We start from the raw sequence: 15,389 nt of genomic DNA, 5'->3' as shown, positions 1-15,389 counted from the left end.
AGCCGAGCAAAAACAACGAGGGCGACCCGGTTCGCGCTTTCCGCGGACACAGCTCGCCCTCGCAGTCGTGCGCCGCCAGGGACTCGAACCCCGGACCCGCTGATTAAGAGTCAGCTGCTCTAACCAACTGAGCTAGCGGCGCCTGGTGACGTCGTAGACCCTAGCATCACGGTCCGCTGTTCCGGAAATCGGTTGTTCGGCGCTTCCGGGCCCCCGACCTGCACGTACTGAGGTCTGGGGATGGGCTCCGGTGCGGTCGCGGCGGGGGCGGACGCAGGCGCGCAGCAGGACTTCCGGGCCGGGCAGCCAGGGGCGGCGGACGTCCGGCGCCACCAGCCAGCGGGACGGGCGGAACCTTCGTGCCGGATCGTCCGGGGGAGTGTGTTCCCCGAGCGGTCCGGGCCGGTGTTCGCAGTGCAGGGCGGGGATGGTCACGGAGTCGCCGGGGCCGAGGCAGAGCAGCGAAGGGAACGTTTCCGCAGGCGCCGCATCCGCCCGCCGGTGGCACGTCTTCCACTCTCCCCAGCTGAGCAGAGCCGGCAGCCGCTGAGCCGTGCCCGGGGCGGCGAAGAGGAGAACGCGGCCACGGTGGACGGCCACGGGGCCGCTCCCGGGTCCGCTGGACCACAGGCGCTCCAGGATCAGCCGACCGGTCAGCGGCGCCGCGCTCACGACGTCGAAGGCCGTGCCGCACGGGAGGACGCTGGGGGAGCCGGGACGGTGCCGCCACAGCGCGTGGACGCTGGCGGGGAGCGTGGAGGCGGAGGCGAGCCAGTCGGCGCCGGCCGCCGTGACGCAGGAGGCGCCCGGCGTGGCGGCGCAGGTCGTGCGGTGCGGCGCCGGGTCCGGAACGAGTTCGAAGATGTCGGGGATGCCGACGGGGTGGGGGTGCGGGGTCCGGGTGGTTCCCCGCGGCCAGTCATTCATGAGAACAGATGTACCGGACATGGGGTTTCCGTTTTGGACTTCGGACAGAAAACCGGACAAGCAGGGGTGGAGTGGCGTATCGTGCACGCGCTGCATATGCCCGATGACTTGGCGCAGTCGCGGTTGGGGGACGCAAGCAGATTTCCGGCCGTCCTCACGCTGCCGCGCGGGCGCCGGGAGATTTGCCGCGCAGCGGCCGCGTACTACTGCGGCCCGCGGTCCTCGAGGAGCTCCCGGCCGAACTCGATCATCTTCCGTGCGTAGTCCTCCGACCACTCGCCGCGTTCCGCGACGGCGGCGTCGGAGAGGCGGTCGAAGCGCTTGGGGTCGGCGAGCTGCGCCGCCGCCATCGCCTGGAACTCCACGGCGCGGTCGGCCGCGGCACGGAAGGCCAGGGCCAGCTCGGTCGAGCGCTCCAGCAGTTCACGGGGGTCCGTGATCGTGTCCAGGTCGAAGAACTGCTCGGAGTCCTCCTTGCTGTCCGACGGCTCGAAGAGCAGGGGCGCGGGACGGCGGAAGCGCGGAGCGCCGCCGCGCGGGTCCGGAGCCGGATGCGGCTCGGGCATGTGCCTACCTCCATGTGTCGTGGCCTCGGCCATTGTCCCGCTTCGGCCGCTCGCTGTGCAGGTCGGCGGCCGCAGAGCTCCGGAGCACGCCTCACCGCACGGGCTGGGGCGCACGCGGGGCCCGCCAAGGGCTCACTCACGCCAGGGGACGGTGTGCGCCGACAGGTGGGCGAGCACGGCGTGGTTGGCCTCCCAGCCGTCGGGGAACTTCACCGACACCCCGAGCTGGACGGGCTCGGTGCCGGGATGGTCGTCGAGCAGTTCGGGGACGCCCGCACGGCAGACGACGACGCACGCATGCCGGTGCCGCGAGGTCAGCACGCACAGCCGCCCCGTCTCCAGGTGGAAGGCCGTCGCGTCGGGGCGGCCCGAGAGGGGATGGAGGACCACCGTCACGTCGAACTCCCGGCCCTGAAGCCGGTTCGCCGTGTCGACGGTGACGTCTTCGACGTGCAGGTCCGCGGGGAGTGCGAGCCCGGCCAGCGCGGAACGCACAGCCGCGGCCTGGTCGCGGTGCGCCGTGCCGACGGCGATGCGGCCGGCGGTGAGCGGGACCGGCCCGGGCGAGCGTTCGTCGCATGTGCTGCCGCGTCGGGCGAGAAGTCGGCCGACGACGCGGGCGACGGCGGTGACCGCCTCCGGGTCCGTCCGCGGCGTCATCCGCGCGGGCAGTTCCAGCAGACCCCAGCCGGACCCGGCCGCCTCGTCGATCACCCTGTCCGCCGCGCAGCCGCCGGGAGGGGCCTCGAAGACCAGGCGCCTGTCCCCGGGACCGCTGCCGCTGCGGAAGGGCGTGTACGGGTAGAAGGCGTCCGAGACCAGCGGCGCCGCCGAGGCCGGCAGCCGCCACGAGACGGGCAGCCGGTGCTGCGGCAGCTCCGGATTGTGGGACAGCAGAGTGGTCACGGCGCTGGCCGACGGGTCGTGGGTGAGGCCCGCCCACTGCTCGGCGCCGACCTGGCTGAACGGGTCGAGCTGCCCCGGATCGCCGACGAACAGAGCCCTCTCGAAGAGCCCGGCCACGGCCAGCAGCGCATCGGAGCGCATCTGGTACGCCTCGTCCACGATCGCGTGGGCCCACGGTTCCTCGCCCTCGCCCCGCTTCACCCATGCCCACTTGGCGGCGGTGGACAGGACGACGGGCAGCGAGGAGAGATCGCCGATCTTCGCGGAGGTGACGACGTTCGGATGCTCGTCCAGCCCGGGATCGTACGGGCGGGCATCGCTGCTGTGCAGCCGTCCCAGGGGGAGCTCCGGGTCGGCGGCGGCCAGCCGGCCGGTGAGGTCGTCGACCTGGGCGTTGGTCTGTGCGATCACGATCAACGGCCGCCCTTGCGCGGCGAGTTCGCGCGCGGCACGCACGACGAGGGTCGACTTGCCCGCGCCGGGAGGAGAGTCCACGACGACGCCGCGGTGGGAGCCGTGCAGGGTGTCGTGCAGGATCGCCGCCGTGGCGAGGGACGCGGCGTCGCCGGGCGGCGTCTCACCGGAGGGCGTCACGTCCTGGGTGAGGCCGTGCGGCCGGGGCGGCGCGGTCAAAACAGGTCCTCGCTTGTCACGGGATCGGGTTCCGGGGCGGGGCCGGACCGTCGCGGCTGCGAGGCGGAACGGCCGGCTGATACCGCCGACACGGTGCCGCCGGCAGGCCCCGCAGAGACGGCCTCGGCGGGCGGACCGCCGTGCGTCCACGGTGTCTCTTCCGCCTCCGGCAGTTCCGGGCCGCCGCGCGGAGCGTGCTCGAAGAGCGTCCAGCACAGCCGATCGCCCTTCTCCGGCACGGTGCCGGGAGCGGGTTCCTTGCCGCGTCCCATCCCGCCGGTCAGCCGCAGCGTCAACAGGCCGGGCTCGTGTTCGTCCTGCCGTACGAACTCGGCGCTCTGCCGGGTGCCTTCGTCCATCACACGGTGCGCCTTGACGCCGTCGCCCAGATGCGGACGGTCCGGTGTGCGCAGCGTGACGAGGGGACGCGGCATGGACCGCTTGCCCTCCGAGTACGCCATCTCCACCGCGACGACCTCGCCGGCGAACGCCTCGCCCGCGAACCGCCGTTCGGCCATGACGAGAGGGTCGTCGAGAGCCTCCTGCGCCTCCAGCCGGGCCTGTTCGCGTTCGCGCTGTGCGAGCTTGGCGGCGGCGGTCACGGCGTCGTCGCGGCGCGGCTGCGGCGGTTCCCCGCCGCGCACGCGGTCGCGGTGCGCGGTGTAGGACCAGCGGTCGCGCTTGAAGCGCTCCGGCACGTGCTCGCCCTCCGGCAGCGTCCGCAGCAGATCGATGCCGTGCCACACGGCGTCCCATGCGGGGCGCAGCTGGGAGGCGATCAACTCGCGTACCTCGTCCTCGGCGCCGGGGACGCCCGCGTCGAAGCGGTCGATCGCGGGCGACAGGAGTCTGTTGTCGAACGCGGGGTCGGTGGCCGGTCCGGCGGGCGGGCACAGCAACTGGCCCGACGGGTCGCGCTGCACCTCTGCGCGGAGCGCCGCTTCGCCGCCGCTCAGACCGTCCGGCGGGTCGATCCACGCCAGCAGCGCACCCAGGTGCTGGTCCTCCAGCGCGCTCTGGCCGGTGGCCCAGTGCCGCGCCAGCAGTTCGGTCATGGACAGCAGCAGCGAGGAGCCGGGCACTCGGGCGCGTTCGCCGTACAGGGTCAGCCAGCGGCCGAGCAGCGGCACGCGCGGGGGCACGAAGTACCGGGCCTCGTCCTGGGGCCGGGCCCCGTCCTGGAGCGCAGCTGCGGCCTGGTCCCGGGCCTGAGCGTGGTCCCCGGCCTGTTCCGGGGGCTCATCCCGTTCCTGTTCCCGTTCCCGGGCCTGTTCCCGGGCCTGGTCCTGTTCCGTTTTCGGCTTCCGGGGCTGCGGGGGCCCCTCGCGCCGGGACACCGGCTGGAGGTCCGGGTGCCCGTGCCCGGCTTCCGGGTCCTCCTCGGCGGTGCGCCGGAAGCGCATGGAGCGGCCCAGCAGCCGTACGAAGTCGGTGCCGGGGCCGTTGGGGACGATCAACTGCGGTGCGTCCGCGCACAGTTCGACCTGGACCGGCACCTTCTTGCCGGTCTCCGGGTCGGTCTCCTTGCGCTCCTCCCACTCGATGTCGTCCTGAGCCGCCTCCAGATGCGGCAGCATGACGGCGGCGAGACCTGCCAGGAACGCGAAGCGCAGGTCCCGGTCCCGGGGCTGCGGCACGACCAGCAGTCCGGGGGCCTCGCGGTCGGTGCCGACCATGGCCCCGAGCGGCGCCCCGGCCTCGCCCGCAGTCGTCAACGGGACGAAGACCAGGGGCCGTTCAGCCAGGTGCCGGTGGCGCACGGTCGCCCGCGGCTGTGCCCGTCCGGCAGCGGCGGCCTCCATCCGGGCGAGCGCCGACATCAACGACACGGTGTCTCCCCGCAGTCGGGACGCCCGGTGACGCAGGCGTATGCGGCTGTCAGCACGGTGCGCCTCCCAGCGCCTCGGCGCGCAGCCTCGCCGCCCGCCGCAGCGCCGCCGCCGCGGGCTCTTCCGGCTCCGGGCCGCGGGCCGCCCCCGGGCCGGGGCCGCTCGGGGACTCCGCACCGCCTCGGGGCTCCGCACCGCGCAGCTCGGCTCTCCCGCCTCCGCCGGACCCGGACTCCGGGCCGTCGGGCGGCAGTTCGCCGGCCGCCGCCAGTACCGCGTCGATCGTCTTGAAGCCGCCCAGCTCACCCCGTACCGACCGGCCCAGCGACTCCACCGCGCCGGCTGCCCGCGCGCGGTCGCGGCAGTGGAAGGCCAGCTCGCACATGGAGAGACATTCGGGGGCGTAGGCCGCGGGGACCGATTCGACGGCGGCGGCCAGCTCGGGCGCGGGCCGGGACGGGTCGAAGACCGTGTCGGCGGGCAGAGCCGCGGCGATCTCCTCGAGCCGTGTGAGACGGGCGAGTTGGCGCCGCGTGGTGGCGACCTGCTTGCGGATGTCGACGCCGTGCGCCGTGGGGAGGTTGGAGAAGTCCTTCGGGCACACCAGCAGGGCGTTCTCGCGCACCGCCCCCGCCACGGCGGGCTCCTCGAGGGCGAGGGCGTACACCGCGGCCTGGCGGGCGGCGGCTCCGACCTTCGCCGCGTCGGCCGAACCGTCCAGGATCGGGAAGGACTTGATCTCGACCACGGTGCGGCCGCCGTCCGGGTGGACGGCGATCGCGTCCGGCTCCAGGTAGGCGGTCGAACCGGCGACCTCCAGCGCCAGCATCGGATGGAAGAGCAGGGCCCACCCGCCTTCCGCGGCGTCCGTGGTGCCGCTCTCGCCGCCGGTCTCCCCGGCCCGCGGCCGCTCAAGTGCCAGGCGGGTACGGGCGGTACGGCCCGCCGGGCCGTTGGCGGACAGGTCCGGGAGGGCGACCGTGCCAGGCTCGGGCGGAGCCTCACCGGTGCTGGCGCACAGCAGCCGGATCAGCTCGGCACCGCCGTCCGACTTCACCTTCGCCTCGAAGGAATTGCCGCGGGCGAAGGCGAACTGGGACTGGCCGAAGGGCGCGGGCGCCCCCAACGTGCGGGCCACGGCGGCTTTGTCGACGCCCGCACCGTCCAGCAGGGCGCGCCGCCGGCAGCCGGGATTCGCGGCGAGGGCGGCCAGGGCGCGGGCGTCCAGCGGCCGTGGCGGGACATCGGCGCCGCCGCGCAGCTCGGCGAGCCGCCGTCGCAGCGCGCCGGCACTGCCGTCTGGGTGGGTCATCGGCGTGGCCTCGCGGAAGACTGCATTACCTGCCGAAGTGTGGCATCCGCGACCGACAAGCGCCGCACCGGCGCCCGCGCGCCTGTCACGTGCTGCGGCGGCCCCACGGGCGAACATGGGGCGGGAACGGCGGAGATGACCGAGTGCGGGCAGGTGGCAGGTGGCAGCAGACAGACAGCTGCCGGACCGTGGCTGCCGCCGTGCGCGCGGTCATGGTCGGCCACCCCTCCGAAGGCGGAAGAGGTTCTCATGGCAGCGCGCATCCTGCTCGTACGGCACGGCCGGACCGAGTGGTCCACCACCGGCCGGCACACCAGCCGCACCGACGTCCCGCTGCTCGACTCGGGCCGCCGCGACGCCCGGCTCCTGGGCGAACGGCTCGGCGGCGAGCCGTGGAACGGGCTTTCCGGCGCCGAGGTGCGCACCAGCCCGCTCTCCCGCGCCCGCGAGACGTGCGACATCGCGGGCTTCGGTGAGCGTGCCACTGAGTGGGACACCCTGCGGGAGTGGGACTACGGCGCGTACGAGGGCCTCACGACGGAGCAGATCCGCGAGGAGACGGGCAGCGACTGGTACATCTGGCGTGACGGTGCCGCCGGCGGCGAGACGATGCGGGAGGTGGCCGCACGTGCCGACGTAGTCGTGGAGTGGGCGCGGTCGGCCGACCGTGACGTGCTGGTCTTCGGGCACGGCCACATCCTGCGGGTTCTGGGAGCGCGCTGGCTGGGGCAGGAGGTGCCCTTCGGTGCGTGTCTCTCCCTTTCCCCGGCTTCCTTGTCGGTGCTCGGCTGGGCCTACGGGAAGCCGGCCGTCAGCCGCTGGAACGACACCGGACATCTGGACTGAGGGCCGGCCGGCCCGTGTTGCGGAATACGCGTGTCATGTGGAGCACGCATCAGGTGGAGCGCACGTGCGGCCCCTCCGTGCCCGCTGCTGCTGCTGTCGGAGCCCGTCAGGCCCTGTCAGTCCCCGTCAGCCCCCGACCCTGCCCCCGTGCGCTGCCGGACCGGGGCCGCACCCACCGACATCCGCCGGTCGGGCTGACATGACTGACAGCCCTGCCATGCCGGCACGTTGCTGTCATGCCGTACGGGACCGGGGCACCCACCGGCTCTGCTGTTCCAGGAAGGCGTCGACGGCGCTGTTCCCCGCGTAGGGGCGCAGCCTCCGGGCCGCTGTGCCGAGCATCCCGCGGATGCGTGCGGACCGCACGTCGCCGAGCAGGGCGAGTGCCTTCCCGCCGGCCTCCGCTGCCTCGTCGGGGCGCTTCAACGCGGCCAGGTCGCCCGCCAGTTCGGCCGTGAAGAGGGCCCTGTTGCGCAGGAAGTGCGGGTCCTGGAGCGCCACTGCGCGTCCGGCCTGCGCGGCCGCGCGCTCCCAGTCGTGCAGCGCCGACCAGCACTGCGCCTCCAGGCCCGCCAGTTCGGCCTCGCCGAAGAAGCTCATCCACGGCGGGTCGGGGTCGGAAGGGCCGCGATCGAAGAGGGCGTGCGCCCTGGCCAGCGCTTCCTGGCAGGCGGTCCGGTCGCCGAGCCCGGCCCAGCCGCCCGCCTCGCGCAGACTGAGCAGGGACAACAGCCGTGCGGATCCGAGGTGTTTGGCCGCCTGCTGCCCGGCCTGTGCGGCCCGTACGGCTTCACGCGGGCGGCCGGCGTCGCGGGCGAGGAAGGCGGTGTTGCAGAAGGCGTGGGCCTCCAGCGCCGGGTCACCGGCGACCCGGGCCGTGGCGAGCGCCTCGGCGTAGTGCGAACGGGCGTCGCCGAAGCGCTCGGAGTCGTGGGCGAGCCAGCCCACGGAGATGGCGAGTTCACCCGCACCGTTGTGCAGGCGGTCGGTGACGGTCTGACGGCTGGGGGTGCCCGAGTCGAGGAGTTCGTACGCGCTGCGCAGGGAGTCGCCGGCGCGCTGGTAGAGGGCGTCGGCGCCGTGCCGGTCGTCCAGCAGCCGGATGCGTCGTACCGCTTGTTCCAGCGCCTCCGCGTCGGCCTCGCCGATGCGCCGGTGGGCGTGTGCGGACGGGGCGGAGCCCTCCGCTGCCGTGGCCACGGCGCCCAGCGGCGCCATGGCGGTCAGGGCGGCTGCCGGGCCGCCGATCATGAACGCGCGACGTAGCACGTCGCTCCCCTCGTGGATCTCGGAACAGTCTGAACAGAGTGTGCAGGTCACGGAGTTGAGGCCGGGCGGGGTCAGGGCGCCGGGGTTGTCGCCCGCATGACCGTTACTGCTGGGGTCGATGAGGTCATTGGGGGTTATGTGATTGCTGAGCTCTCTGCGGCTGCTGTGATGACCGATGAGCGTACGGGATTCCGTGTGACGTGACGTCAGATTCGGCGGTGATTTGTCACCCCCGTAAGCCTGTTGGGGGGCCCGGGCGGCGCGGCCCCGTACGGCCTCGCGGGCGGAGAAGCCCATGTCGGTGAGCGTGCGGCCCGGGAACATGTGCAGGAAGACCCGTTCGTAGGCATAGTTGGGGCAGCGGATCTCGCCGGCCTCCACTCGTCCGATGTAGCGGGCGTCGCAGGCGACGTGCTCGCCGATCTCGCGCCCGGCCCGTCGCACGGCGGCCGCGAACTCGGCAGGCGACAGCGTGCCGCGCAGCTGCCGGAAGGCGGTGTTGGGCGCGCGGTGCGGACTCTGCGACGCGGAAGAGGACGACGCCATGGCCGGACGGTACCGGCTGTGACAGGCTCGGCACACAGAGTTCCGCTACAAAACGGATATCTCACCCATCATCTGCCATGAAGTGCCATCCTTTGTGGCGCGGTCTGCCGTAGCCGTTGACGGTCGCGGGCGTTGAACTCTGCATGACCATTGCGGAGGAGCTCGGAGGAGGGGTCCCTATGGACACCGGCCCGGGAGCCGGCACGGTTTCCTGCGGTGTGCCCTGCGACCTGGTGACAGTCCCCGCCCGTCAGGGTCTGGAGGCCGTGGACATCCTGCGGCTGCGGGACGGTCTCGGCCCGGTTCTGCTGTGCGACGGGGAGGGTGACACCGTCGGGTTCCTCGTCCCGCCGGGCACCGCTGCCTGCTGGGATCTGCCGGGCAGCTCCTGCACCCAGACCCCCGGGCGGCCCAGAACCGTCGCGCACGAACCGCAACTCGCCGGGACGGGCTGGCTGGTGCCCCCCGAGTGGGCGTTCGGAGTGGCCACCGACGCGTCGCTGCTGCGGGCGGCACTGGGAGAGGCCGCGCGCACCATCGAGGCCGTCGACCGCTGCCAGTAGTGAGGCACGGCCGCGGCTGAGCTGCGGTGACGATCCGGTGATACTGGAGGTGTGGGCAAGGGCGGACAGCGGCGCAGCGGCGGCGCGAAGAGCGACCGCGGGCGAGGCGGCGGACGAGGCGGCGGCAGTGCCGGAAGCGGCGCGGGTGCCGGCGGCGGGCGTGGCAGAGGCCGGCGGGCGCGCGAGACGCAGACCGCGCGTGTCGGCGGCGGCAGCGCGGAACTCGTTCCGGACCCCGAACGCGCGCACGGCTGGTCGCTGTTGATCGAGGGCGCACCGCAGTCCTACGTCGACCTGGACGACCCGGCCCACCTGAATTTCGAGTACCAGCGCCGGCTGGGTCACGTCATCGACCTCGCCGCACCTCCCGGGCGTCCGATGCAGGTGCTCCACCTGGGAGGCGGCGCCCTCACCCTCGCCCGCTACGTCGCGGCCACCCGGCCCCGGTCCACGCAGCAGGTCGTCGAGAGCGACACGGCGCTCGTCGACTGGATCCGCATCGCGATGCCCCTGGAGCGCGGATGGCGCATACGCATACGCGGCGGGGACGCCCGCGAGGTGCTGGGCAGACTCCCGCAGAGCTGGGCGGACCTCGTCATCGCCGACGTCTTCGCGGGCGCACGCACTCCCGCGCATCTCACGAGCACCGAGTTCCTGCACGAGGTGCGGCGCGTGCTGCGTGGCGGCGGCCTGTACGCCGCGAACATCGCGGACGGGCCGGGAGGCGGCGACGGCGGCGCGGCGAGGGGACGGAAGCGCCGCCCGATGGAGCACCTGCGTTCCCAAGTCGCCACCGTCCGTGAGGTGTTCGCCTACACGGCCCTCACCGCCGACCCCTCGGTGCTGCGCGGGAAGCGCTTCGGCAACGCCGTACTCCTCGCCGGCGACCGGGAGTTGCCCGTCGCCGAACTGACGCGGCGCTCCGCGGGCGACCCTCATCCGGGGCGTGTGCAGTCCGGGGACGCACTGGCCCTGTTCGCCGGAGGAGCCGCCCCCGTCACGGACGCGACCGCGGTGCCTTCGCCGCTCCCGCCGGACGACGTCTTCCGCTGACGTGAGGGGACCGCCCCGGCCGGTGGCGCGACGGCCTCCCCGCCTGCCGGTTCACCGGTTGTCCGCGGATCGCTCGGCGCATTGGTCCGCGGGTCGCTCCGCGCACTGGTCCGCGGCCGGTCGTGGCCTCTTCCGCGTGCTCGGTCCCGTCCGACGTCCGCCCGCTGTGCGCGGGTCAGCCGTTGTCGTACGACTCGATGCGGGGCGGTCCGCCGTCCCACCGGCAGAAGACCGAGGAGGACTGCCCGTCCTTGGTGAAGGTCACCCGGATCCAGGTGGTGTCCTTCCAGACCTGCGTGTCCCAGCCGTCGTTGGGGGTCGCCGAGACCAGCGTCGCGTAGTCCTCACGCATGTCGAAGACGGCCCGGCCCCCCGCGACGCTGGCGCCCCCCACCTTCCCCGAGTACGAGGGGGCGGGGCTGGAGGGTTCGGACGGCGGTCTCGTCGTACGCCCGCCGCCGCCGGGAGCGGGCTCCGAAGTGCTCGGCTGCTGCGTCTTCGGCGGTGACGGCCTGGACTTCGAGGGCGTGGGCGTCGGTTCGGGTTCGTGCGGCGAGGGCCCGGGGCCGGTCGTGGACGCCGAACCATCGGCGATGGGCAGCGACCGCGGCGGGTCGTACTCCGTGCCGGCCAGGACCGTGTGCACTCCGAACCAGGACAGGGTCACTGCCGCGCTCGTGGCCAGGGCCCAGGCTGCCGCGTGCACAAGTCCTCGTCGTCCCATCCCTGTCACCATAGCTGCAACCCGCTCACCCACGTCCCGGTATGGACTAACGTGCGGCCATGGCCCGTGTGCTCGTGGTCGAGGACGACCAGTTCGTACGCTCCGCCCTCATCCGGCACCTCAAGCACGCCTCGCACGTGGTGCGCAGCGTCGGCACCGCGCTGGAGGCGCTGCGCGAAGTCGCCCAGTACGGATTCGACGTCGTGATACTGGACTTGGGCCTTCCGGACCTGGACGGCGCCGAGGCGCTGAAGATGCTGCGAGGCATCACGGACGTGCCGGTGATCATCGCGACGGCCCGCGACAACGAGAACGAGATCGTCCGGCTGCTCAACGACGGAGCCGACGACTACCTGGTCAAACCCTTCTCCGTGGAGCATCTTTCGGCCCGTATGGCGGCCGTGCTGCGCCGCTCGCAGGGCGGCGCCAACGGGGGAGGAGGCCAAGGCACCGTCACGGAACGGGTGTTGAGGGTGGGCGGCCTCGCCATAGATCCCCTGCGGCGGCAGGCGGAGCTGGACGGGACGCTGCTGGACCTGACGCGGCGGGAGTTCGACCTGCTGGCCTTCCTCGCGGGCAGGCCGGGCGTGGTCGTTGCCCGGAAGGAGCTGCTGGCCGAGGTGTGGCAGCAGGCCTACGGGGACGACCAGACCATCGACGTCCATCTGTCCTGGCTGCGCCGCAAGTTGGGCGAGACCGCCGCCCGGCCCCGCTATCTGCACACCATCCGCGGCGTCGGCGTGAAGCTGGAGGCGCCGCAGCAGGCGCGGCCATGAGAAGGGAAATACGGGCATGAGATGGGCGCTTGTGAAGGTGTGCCTCGCCGTGACAGTCATGGTGGTGATCGCCTTCGCCGTGCCCCTCGGGCTCGTGGTGAAGGAGACCGCGCGGGACCGGGCGTTCTCCAACGCGGAGCGGCAGGCCGCCACCGTCGGCCCGGTACTGGCGATCACGACGGACCGGCAGCAGCTCGAGAAGGCAGTCGTCAGCACGGAAGCCGGCGGTGAAGGCCGGCTCGCCGTGCATGTGCCGCAGTCCTCCGGATCGCCGTCGGCGTCCTCCGGGCCGTCGGGGTCCGGAAGTTCCCAGGCCGGGCGCGGGACCGGCGCCGCAGCGGCCGTCGAGGTGGGCCGGCAGCGCGCCACGGACGAGCAGCTGGCGACCGCCCGCCGCCAGGGCCGCGCCTCCACGGTCAAGGTGGCGGGCGGCTACACGCTGCTGCGGCCCACGGCCGTCGCCAGTGGCGAGTTCGCCGTCGTCGAGGTCTTCATCCCGAACGACGAGGTGACCCACAACGTCACCACATCGTGGCTGATCCTCGCGGGCGTCGGCATCGCACTCATCCTCGGCTCGGTGGCCGTCGCCGACCGGCTGGGGACGCTGATGGTGCGGCCGGCGGGGCGCCTGGCGGCCGCGGCGCACTCCCTGGGGGAGGGCAAGCTCGGAGTGCGGGTACCGGAGGACGGGCCGAGCGAACTGCGCTCCGCGGCCGCCGCGTTCAACGCCATGGCGGACCAGGTTGTGCAACTCCTCGCCAACGAGAGGGAGCTGGCGGCCGACCTGTCGCACCGGCTGCGCACGCCGCTGACCGTGCTGCGCCTCAACGCCGCCTCGCTCGGCGACGGCGACGCCGCCGAACACACGCGTGAAGCCGTCGCCAAGCTGGAGAGCGAGGTCGACCACATCATCAGCACGGCGCGCGAACAGCGCGAGCAACGCGCGCAGACGACGGGCAACATGGAGGCCTCGGCCTGCGACGCGGCAGAAGTGATACGTGAGCGCATGTCGTTCTGGTCGGCCCTCGCCGAGGACGAGGGCCGCGAGGCACGGCTGGCGGGCGTCGACCGTCCGGTCCGGGTGCCCGTCGCCCGGGCCGAACTCGCCGCGGCGCTCGACGCGATGCTCGGCAACGTCTTCCGGCACACGCCGGTCGGCACGGCGTTCTCCGTGGACGTTCACCACGGCGGCCCCGCGAGCAACTCGGTGATCGTGCTCGTCTCGGACGCCGGCCCCGGCATAGCCGACCCGGACGCCGCCCTCCGGCGTGGCCACGGCGACGGCAAGCCCGGGTCGACGGGGCTCGGCCTGGACATCGTGAAGAGGGTCGCGGAGTCGACGGGCGGCGATGTGCGCGTCGGCCCGTCCGTGCTGGGCGGCACCGAGATACGCGTCTGGCTGACGCTGGACGGCGGCGATGCGGAGCGCCGGGGGCGCGGCCGCCGGCGCTCCGAACGGGAGCGCCGCTCACGCTTTCCGCTGCGCCGCGCCTGAGGGCGGCACGGCGCGTTCTACGGTGCGCGTTGCCTGCCGCCGCACGGTGTGTGCCGTCGCCCGGTGTGCGGCGCACACCGCACGGTGAATTCCGCCCGCCGGTGCGCGGCCGCACGGGGCCGGCGTACCGCACGCGAACTCGGCGCCGGTGGGCCTCCGTCGACGGCCCTGCCGGTGACGACCGACACCACCTCTCCGTCCCCCTGCAGCCGCCGCCCTTCATCCCCGCTCTTCGTCCCAACTGATGTGAGGAAACGCTTACTTCGCCAGGCGCGGCGCGGCGCCCTCGTGCGCGGCCCTTGGCGCGGCCTCCGCAGGGTGCTCCGTGCCCGGAGACTCCTCTTCGCACGAGGGGCGCCGGGCCTTTCCCTAACCGGACCATTCCCGCCCCTTAAGCGCGCCCTAAGTTATTCAACTCCCGTCCGTAACAAGGGAATTGTCCGACTCGGCACGGCTAGCTTGCTACTCGTCGGCACCACCCCCCACCCAGACGAGGCACCCCCACGATGACGGACAACCATGAGGCACAGCCCCCTCGGACCAGCCGGAAAGTGAAGCTCGCTGCGGCTGTCGCAGCCGCTGCCGCCGTCGCCGGCTCGGCCTTCGCGTTCGCCGGGAACGCGAGCGCCGGCGAGGAGCACCAGGGCGGCGGAAAGAAGGCGAAGCCCTCGGCGGCCGGCGGCTTCGCACCGTACGTCGACACCTCGCTCCAGCCCTCCTTCGACCTCCTCAAGAGCTCGGAGAAGACGGGTGTGAAGGAGTTCAACCTGGCCTTCATCACCTCCGGCGGCGGCTGCACCCCCAAGTGGGGCGGGACCGAGGACATCGGTTCCAACGCCGTGGCGAAGCAGATCGAGGACTTCCGGGCCAAGGGCGGAGACGTGCGGGTCTCCTTCGGCGGTGCGGCCGGTTCCGAGCTGGGCCTCGCCTGCGGCTCGGCAGACGAACTGGCCGAGGCCTACGGCAAGGTCATCGAGGCGTTCGCCCTGAAGAAGGCCGACTTCGACATCGAGGGTGCGGCGCTCCCCGACACCGAAGCCAACACCCGGCGCGCCCAGGCGATCGCCCAACTCCAGAAGAAGCACAAGGACCTGGACGTCTCCTTCACTCTGCCCGTGCTCCCCGAGGGGCTGACACAGGACGGCACCGGCCTGCTCGAGAACGCCAAGAAGAACGGCGTAAAGGTCTCGGCGGTCAACATCATGGCCATGGACTACGGACCGTCCTACGACGGAGACATGGGCAAGTACGCCATCGACGCCGCCACCGCCACGCAGAAGCAGATCAAGTCGGCGCTGGGCATCGACGACGACGCCGAGGCGTGGAAGACCGTCGCCGTCACGCCGATGATCGGCGTCAACGACGTCAACGTCGAGATCTTCAAGCCGGACGACGCGGTCGAAGTGAAGAAGTTCGCGGACGAGAAGAACCTGGGCTGGCTGTCGATGTGGTCCGCCACCAGGGACAAGGCATGTCCCGGAGGCCCCAAGGACCAGGCGGACCCGACCTGTTCGAGCATCGAGCAGGGCGCGGACGACTTCGCCGAGGCCTTCACCGGCTGACGTCCCAGAGGCCGGCCGCCCCGGCAGCCGGCCCCCCGGACCAGGGTGGGGCGCAGCTCCTTCCCCCCCCCCACACCCCGCTGCGCCCCACCCTTTCTTCGCCGGGCCCGCCTCTCCCGGTCCAGCACCCGCCGCCGGGCACCGAGCCCTTCCGTCACGGGACGTGGCAGTCAGGGAAGGCGGCCGTCACGCGACGCGGCCGTCATGCGGGCGCAACCGTCACTGGACGCGGCCGTCACGGGAGGCGGGCGAGCCGGCCGGCAGCCGCTCGCCGCGGCGCGGGCGCGGGTATCCCCGCCGCCACCGTGACCTCGCCCCAAAGGGTGACGGAGCGGCGAGATCGTCACCCCTCCGGACAACTCCCGCGTGCGGGCGCACAGCC

The 15,389-nt window shown here is 73.0% G+C and carries 13 protein-coding genes and 1 tRNA gene; 6 read left to right on the top strand and 8 right to left on the bottom strand.

Features of this window, described 5'->3' with window-relative positions; all coding sequences use genetic code 11:
• Nucleotides 1-68 precede the first annotated feature (68 nt).
• The 6 genes from H180DRAFT_RS07210 to H180DRAFT_RS07185 form a co-directional block, all read right to left on the bottom strand.
• A tRNA-Lys gene (locus H180DRAFT_RS07210) sits at nucleotides 69-142 on the bottom strand.
• On the bottom strand, nucleotides 133-927 hold the full coding sequence (locus H180DRAFT_RS07205; RefSeq protein WP_074466669.1) for a bifunctional DNA primase/polymerase: 795 nt from the start codon (nucleotides 925-927) through the stop codon (nucleotides 133-135). The genes H180DRAFT_RS07210 and H180DRAFT_RS07205 overlap by 10 nt, the downstream gene beginning before the upstream one ends.
• 203 nt (nucleotides 928-1,130) lie before the next feature.
• Nucleotides 1,131-1,493, bottom strand: a complete 363-nt coding sequence (locus tag H180DRAFT_RS07200) for a hypothetical protein (protein ID WP_055485131.1) — start codon at nucleotides 1,491-1,493, stop codon at nucleotides 1,131-1,133.
• Between the two features lie 132 nt (nucleotides 1,494-1,625).
• Nucleotides 1,626-2,993, bottom strand: coding sequence for an AAA family ATPase (locus H180DRAFT_RS07195; protein ID WP_055485289.1), 1,368 nt, complete (start codon nucleotides 2,991-2,993; stop codon nucleotides 1,626-1,628).
• A gap of 35 nt (nucleotides 2,994-3,028) precedes the next feature.
• Nucleotides 3,029-4,861 carry a hypothetical protein gene (locus H180DRAFT_RS28980; RefSeq protein WP_175437732.1) on the bottom strand — a complete coding sequence of 611 codons (1,833 nt, stop codon included), beginning with the start codon at nucleotides 4,859-4,861 and terminating at the stop codon, nucleotides 3,029-3,031.
• Between the two features lie 49 nt (nucleotides 4,862-4,910).
• Entirely contained in the window at nucleotides 4,911-6,173 is a 1,263-nt protein-coding gene (locus H180DRAFT_RS07185) for a hypothetical protein (protein WP_055485130.1), read from the bottom strand.
• Nucleotides 6,174-6,422: 249 nt separating this feature from the next.
• On the opposite strand from H180DRAFT_RS07185, the gene H180DRAFT_RS07180 reads away from it, so the two are divergent.
• The gene (locus H180DRAFT_RS07180) at nucleotides 6,423-7,019 is read left to right on the top strand and encodes a histidine phosphatase family protein (protein ID WP_055485129.1); all 597 of its coding nucleotides are present in this window, start codon (nucleotides 6,423-6,425) and stop codon (nucleotides 7,017-7,019) included.
• A gap of 234 nt (nucleotides 7,020-7,253) precedes the next feature.
• Here H180DRAFT_RS07180 and H180DRAFT_RS07175 read toward each other — a convergent pair whose 3' ends face one another.
• On the bottom strand, nucleotides 7,254-8,834 hold the full coding sequence (locus H180DRAFT_RS07175; protein WP_055485128.1) for an NsdA family TPR-like regulatory protein: 1,581 nt from the start codon (nucleotides 8,832-8,834) through the stop codon (nucleotides 7,254-7,256).
• A gap of 179 nt (nucleotides 8,835-9,013) precedes the next feature.
• Here H180DRAFT_RS07175 and H180DRAFT_RS07170 point away from each other — a divergent pair, with 179 nt between their 5' ends.
• The gene (locus H180DRAFT_RS07170; RefSeq protein ID WP_079099910.1) at nucleotides 9,014-9,397 is read left to right on the top strand and encodes a hypothetical protein; all 384 of its coding nucleotides are present in this window, start codon (nucleotides 9,014-9,016) and stop codon (nucleotides 9,395-9,397) included.
• A 51-nt stretch (nucleotides 9,398-9,448) separates the two neighbouring features.
• Nucleotides 9,449-10,450 carry a spermidine synthase gene (locus H180DRAFT_RS07165; protein WP_055485126.1) on the top strand — a complete coding sequence of 334 codons (1,002 nt, stop codon included), beginning with the start codon at nucleotides 9,449-9,451 and terminating at the stop codon, nucleotides 10,448-10,450.
• 175 nt (nucleotides 10,451-10,625) lie between these two features.
• On the opposite strand, the gene H180DRAFT_RS07160 is transcribed toward H180DRAFT_RS07165, so the two are convergent.
• Nucleotides 10,626-11,174 (bottom strand): hypothetical protein, encoded by a 549-nt coding sequence (locus tag H180DRAFT_RS07160; RefSeq protein WP_055485125.1) that lies wholly within the window; start codon nucleotides 11,172-11,174, stop codon nucleotides 10,626-10,628.
• Nucleotides 11,175-11,233: 59 nt separating this feature from the next.
• On the opposite strand from H180DRAFT_RS07160, the gene H180DRAFT_RS07155 reads away from it, so the two are divergent.
• From H180DRAFT_RS07155 to H180DRAFT_RS07145, 3 genes are all read left to right on the top strand, one after another.
• Nucleotides 11,234-11,950 carry a response regulator transcription factor gene (locus tag H180DRAFT_RS07155; protein WP_055485124.1) on the top strand — a complete coding sequence of 239 codons (717 nt, stop codon included), beginning with the start codon at nucleotides 11,234-11,236 and terminating at the stop codon, nucleotides 11,948-11,950.
• Nucleotides 11,951-11,966: 16 nt separating this feature from the next.
• Nucleotides 11,967-13,445, top strand: a complete 1,479-nt coding sequence (locus tag H180DRAFT_RS07150; RefSeq protein WP_055485123.1) for a sensor histidine kinase — start codon at nucleotides 11,967-11,969, stop codon at nucleotides 13,443-13,445.
• Nucleotides 13,446-13,951: 506 nt separating this feature from the next.
• Nucleotides 13,952-15,007, top strand: a complete 1,056-nt coding sequence (locus H180DRAFT_RS07145) for a chitinase (protein WP_055485122.1) — start codon at nucleotides 13,952-13,954, stop codon at nucleotides 15,005-15,007.
• The last annotated feature ends 382 nt before the right edge of the window (nucleotides 15,008-15,389 follow it).

The sequence above is a fragment of the Streptomyces sp. WMMB 322 genome (assembly GCF_900090145.1).
Classification (GTDB): Bacteria; Actinomycetota; Actinomycetes; order Streptomycetales; family Streptomycetaceae; genus Streptomyces.
This window is presented reverse-complemented; position numbering and strand designations above follow the sequence as displayed.

Coding starts and splice junctions, on each gene's coding strand:
- H180DRAFT_RS07150 (WP_055485123.1), top strand. CDS start 11,967: ATGAGATGGGCGCTTGTGAAGGTGTGCCTCGCCGTGACAGTCATGGTG.
- H180DRAFT_RS07155 (WP_055485124.1), top strand. CDS start 11,234: ATGGCCCGTGTGCTCGTGGTCGAGGACGACCAGTTCGTACGCTCCGCC.
- H180DRAFT_RS07160 (WP_055485125.1), bottom strand. CDS start 11,174: ATGGGACGACGAGGACTTGTGCACGCGGCAGCCTGGGCCCTGGCCACG.
- H180DRAFT_RS07200 (WP_055485131.1), bottom strand. CDS start 1,493: ATGCCCGAGCCGCATCCGGCTCCGGACCCGCGCGGCGGCGCTCCGCGC.
- H180DRAFT_RS07205 (WP_074466669.1), bottom strand. CDS start 927: ATGAATGACTGGCCGCGGGGAACCACCCGGACCCCGCACCCCCACCCC.
- H180DRAFT_RS07145 (WP_055485122.1), top strand. CDS start 13,952: ATGACGGACAACCATGAGGCACAGCCCCCTCGGACCAGCCGGAAAGTG.
- H180DRAFT_RS07175 (WP_055485128.1), bottom strand. CDS start 8,834: ATGGCGTCGTCCTCTTCCGCGTCGCAGAGTCCGCACCGCGCGCCCAAC.
- H180DRAFT_RS07185 (WP_055485130.1), bottom strand. CDS start 6,173: ATGACCCACCCAGACGGCAGTGCCGGCGCGCTGCGACGGCGGCTCGCC.
- H180DRAFT_RS07180 (WP_055485129.1), top strand. CDS start 6,423: ATGGCAGCGCGCATCCTGCTCGTACGGCACGGCCGGACCGAGTGGTCC.
- H180DRAFT_RS07170 (WP_079099910.1), top strand. CDS start 9,014: ATGGACACCGGCCCGGGAGCCGGCACGGTTTCCTGCGGTGTGCCCTGC.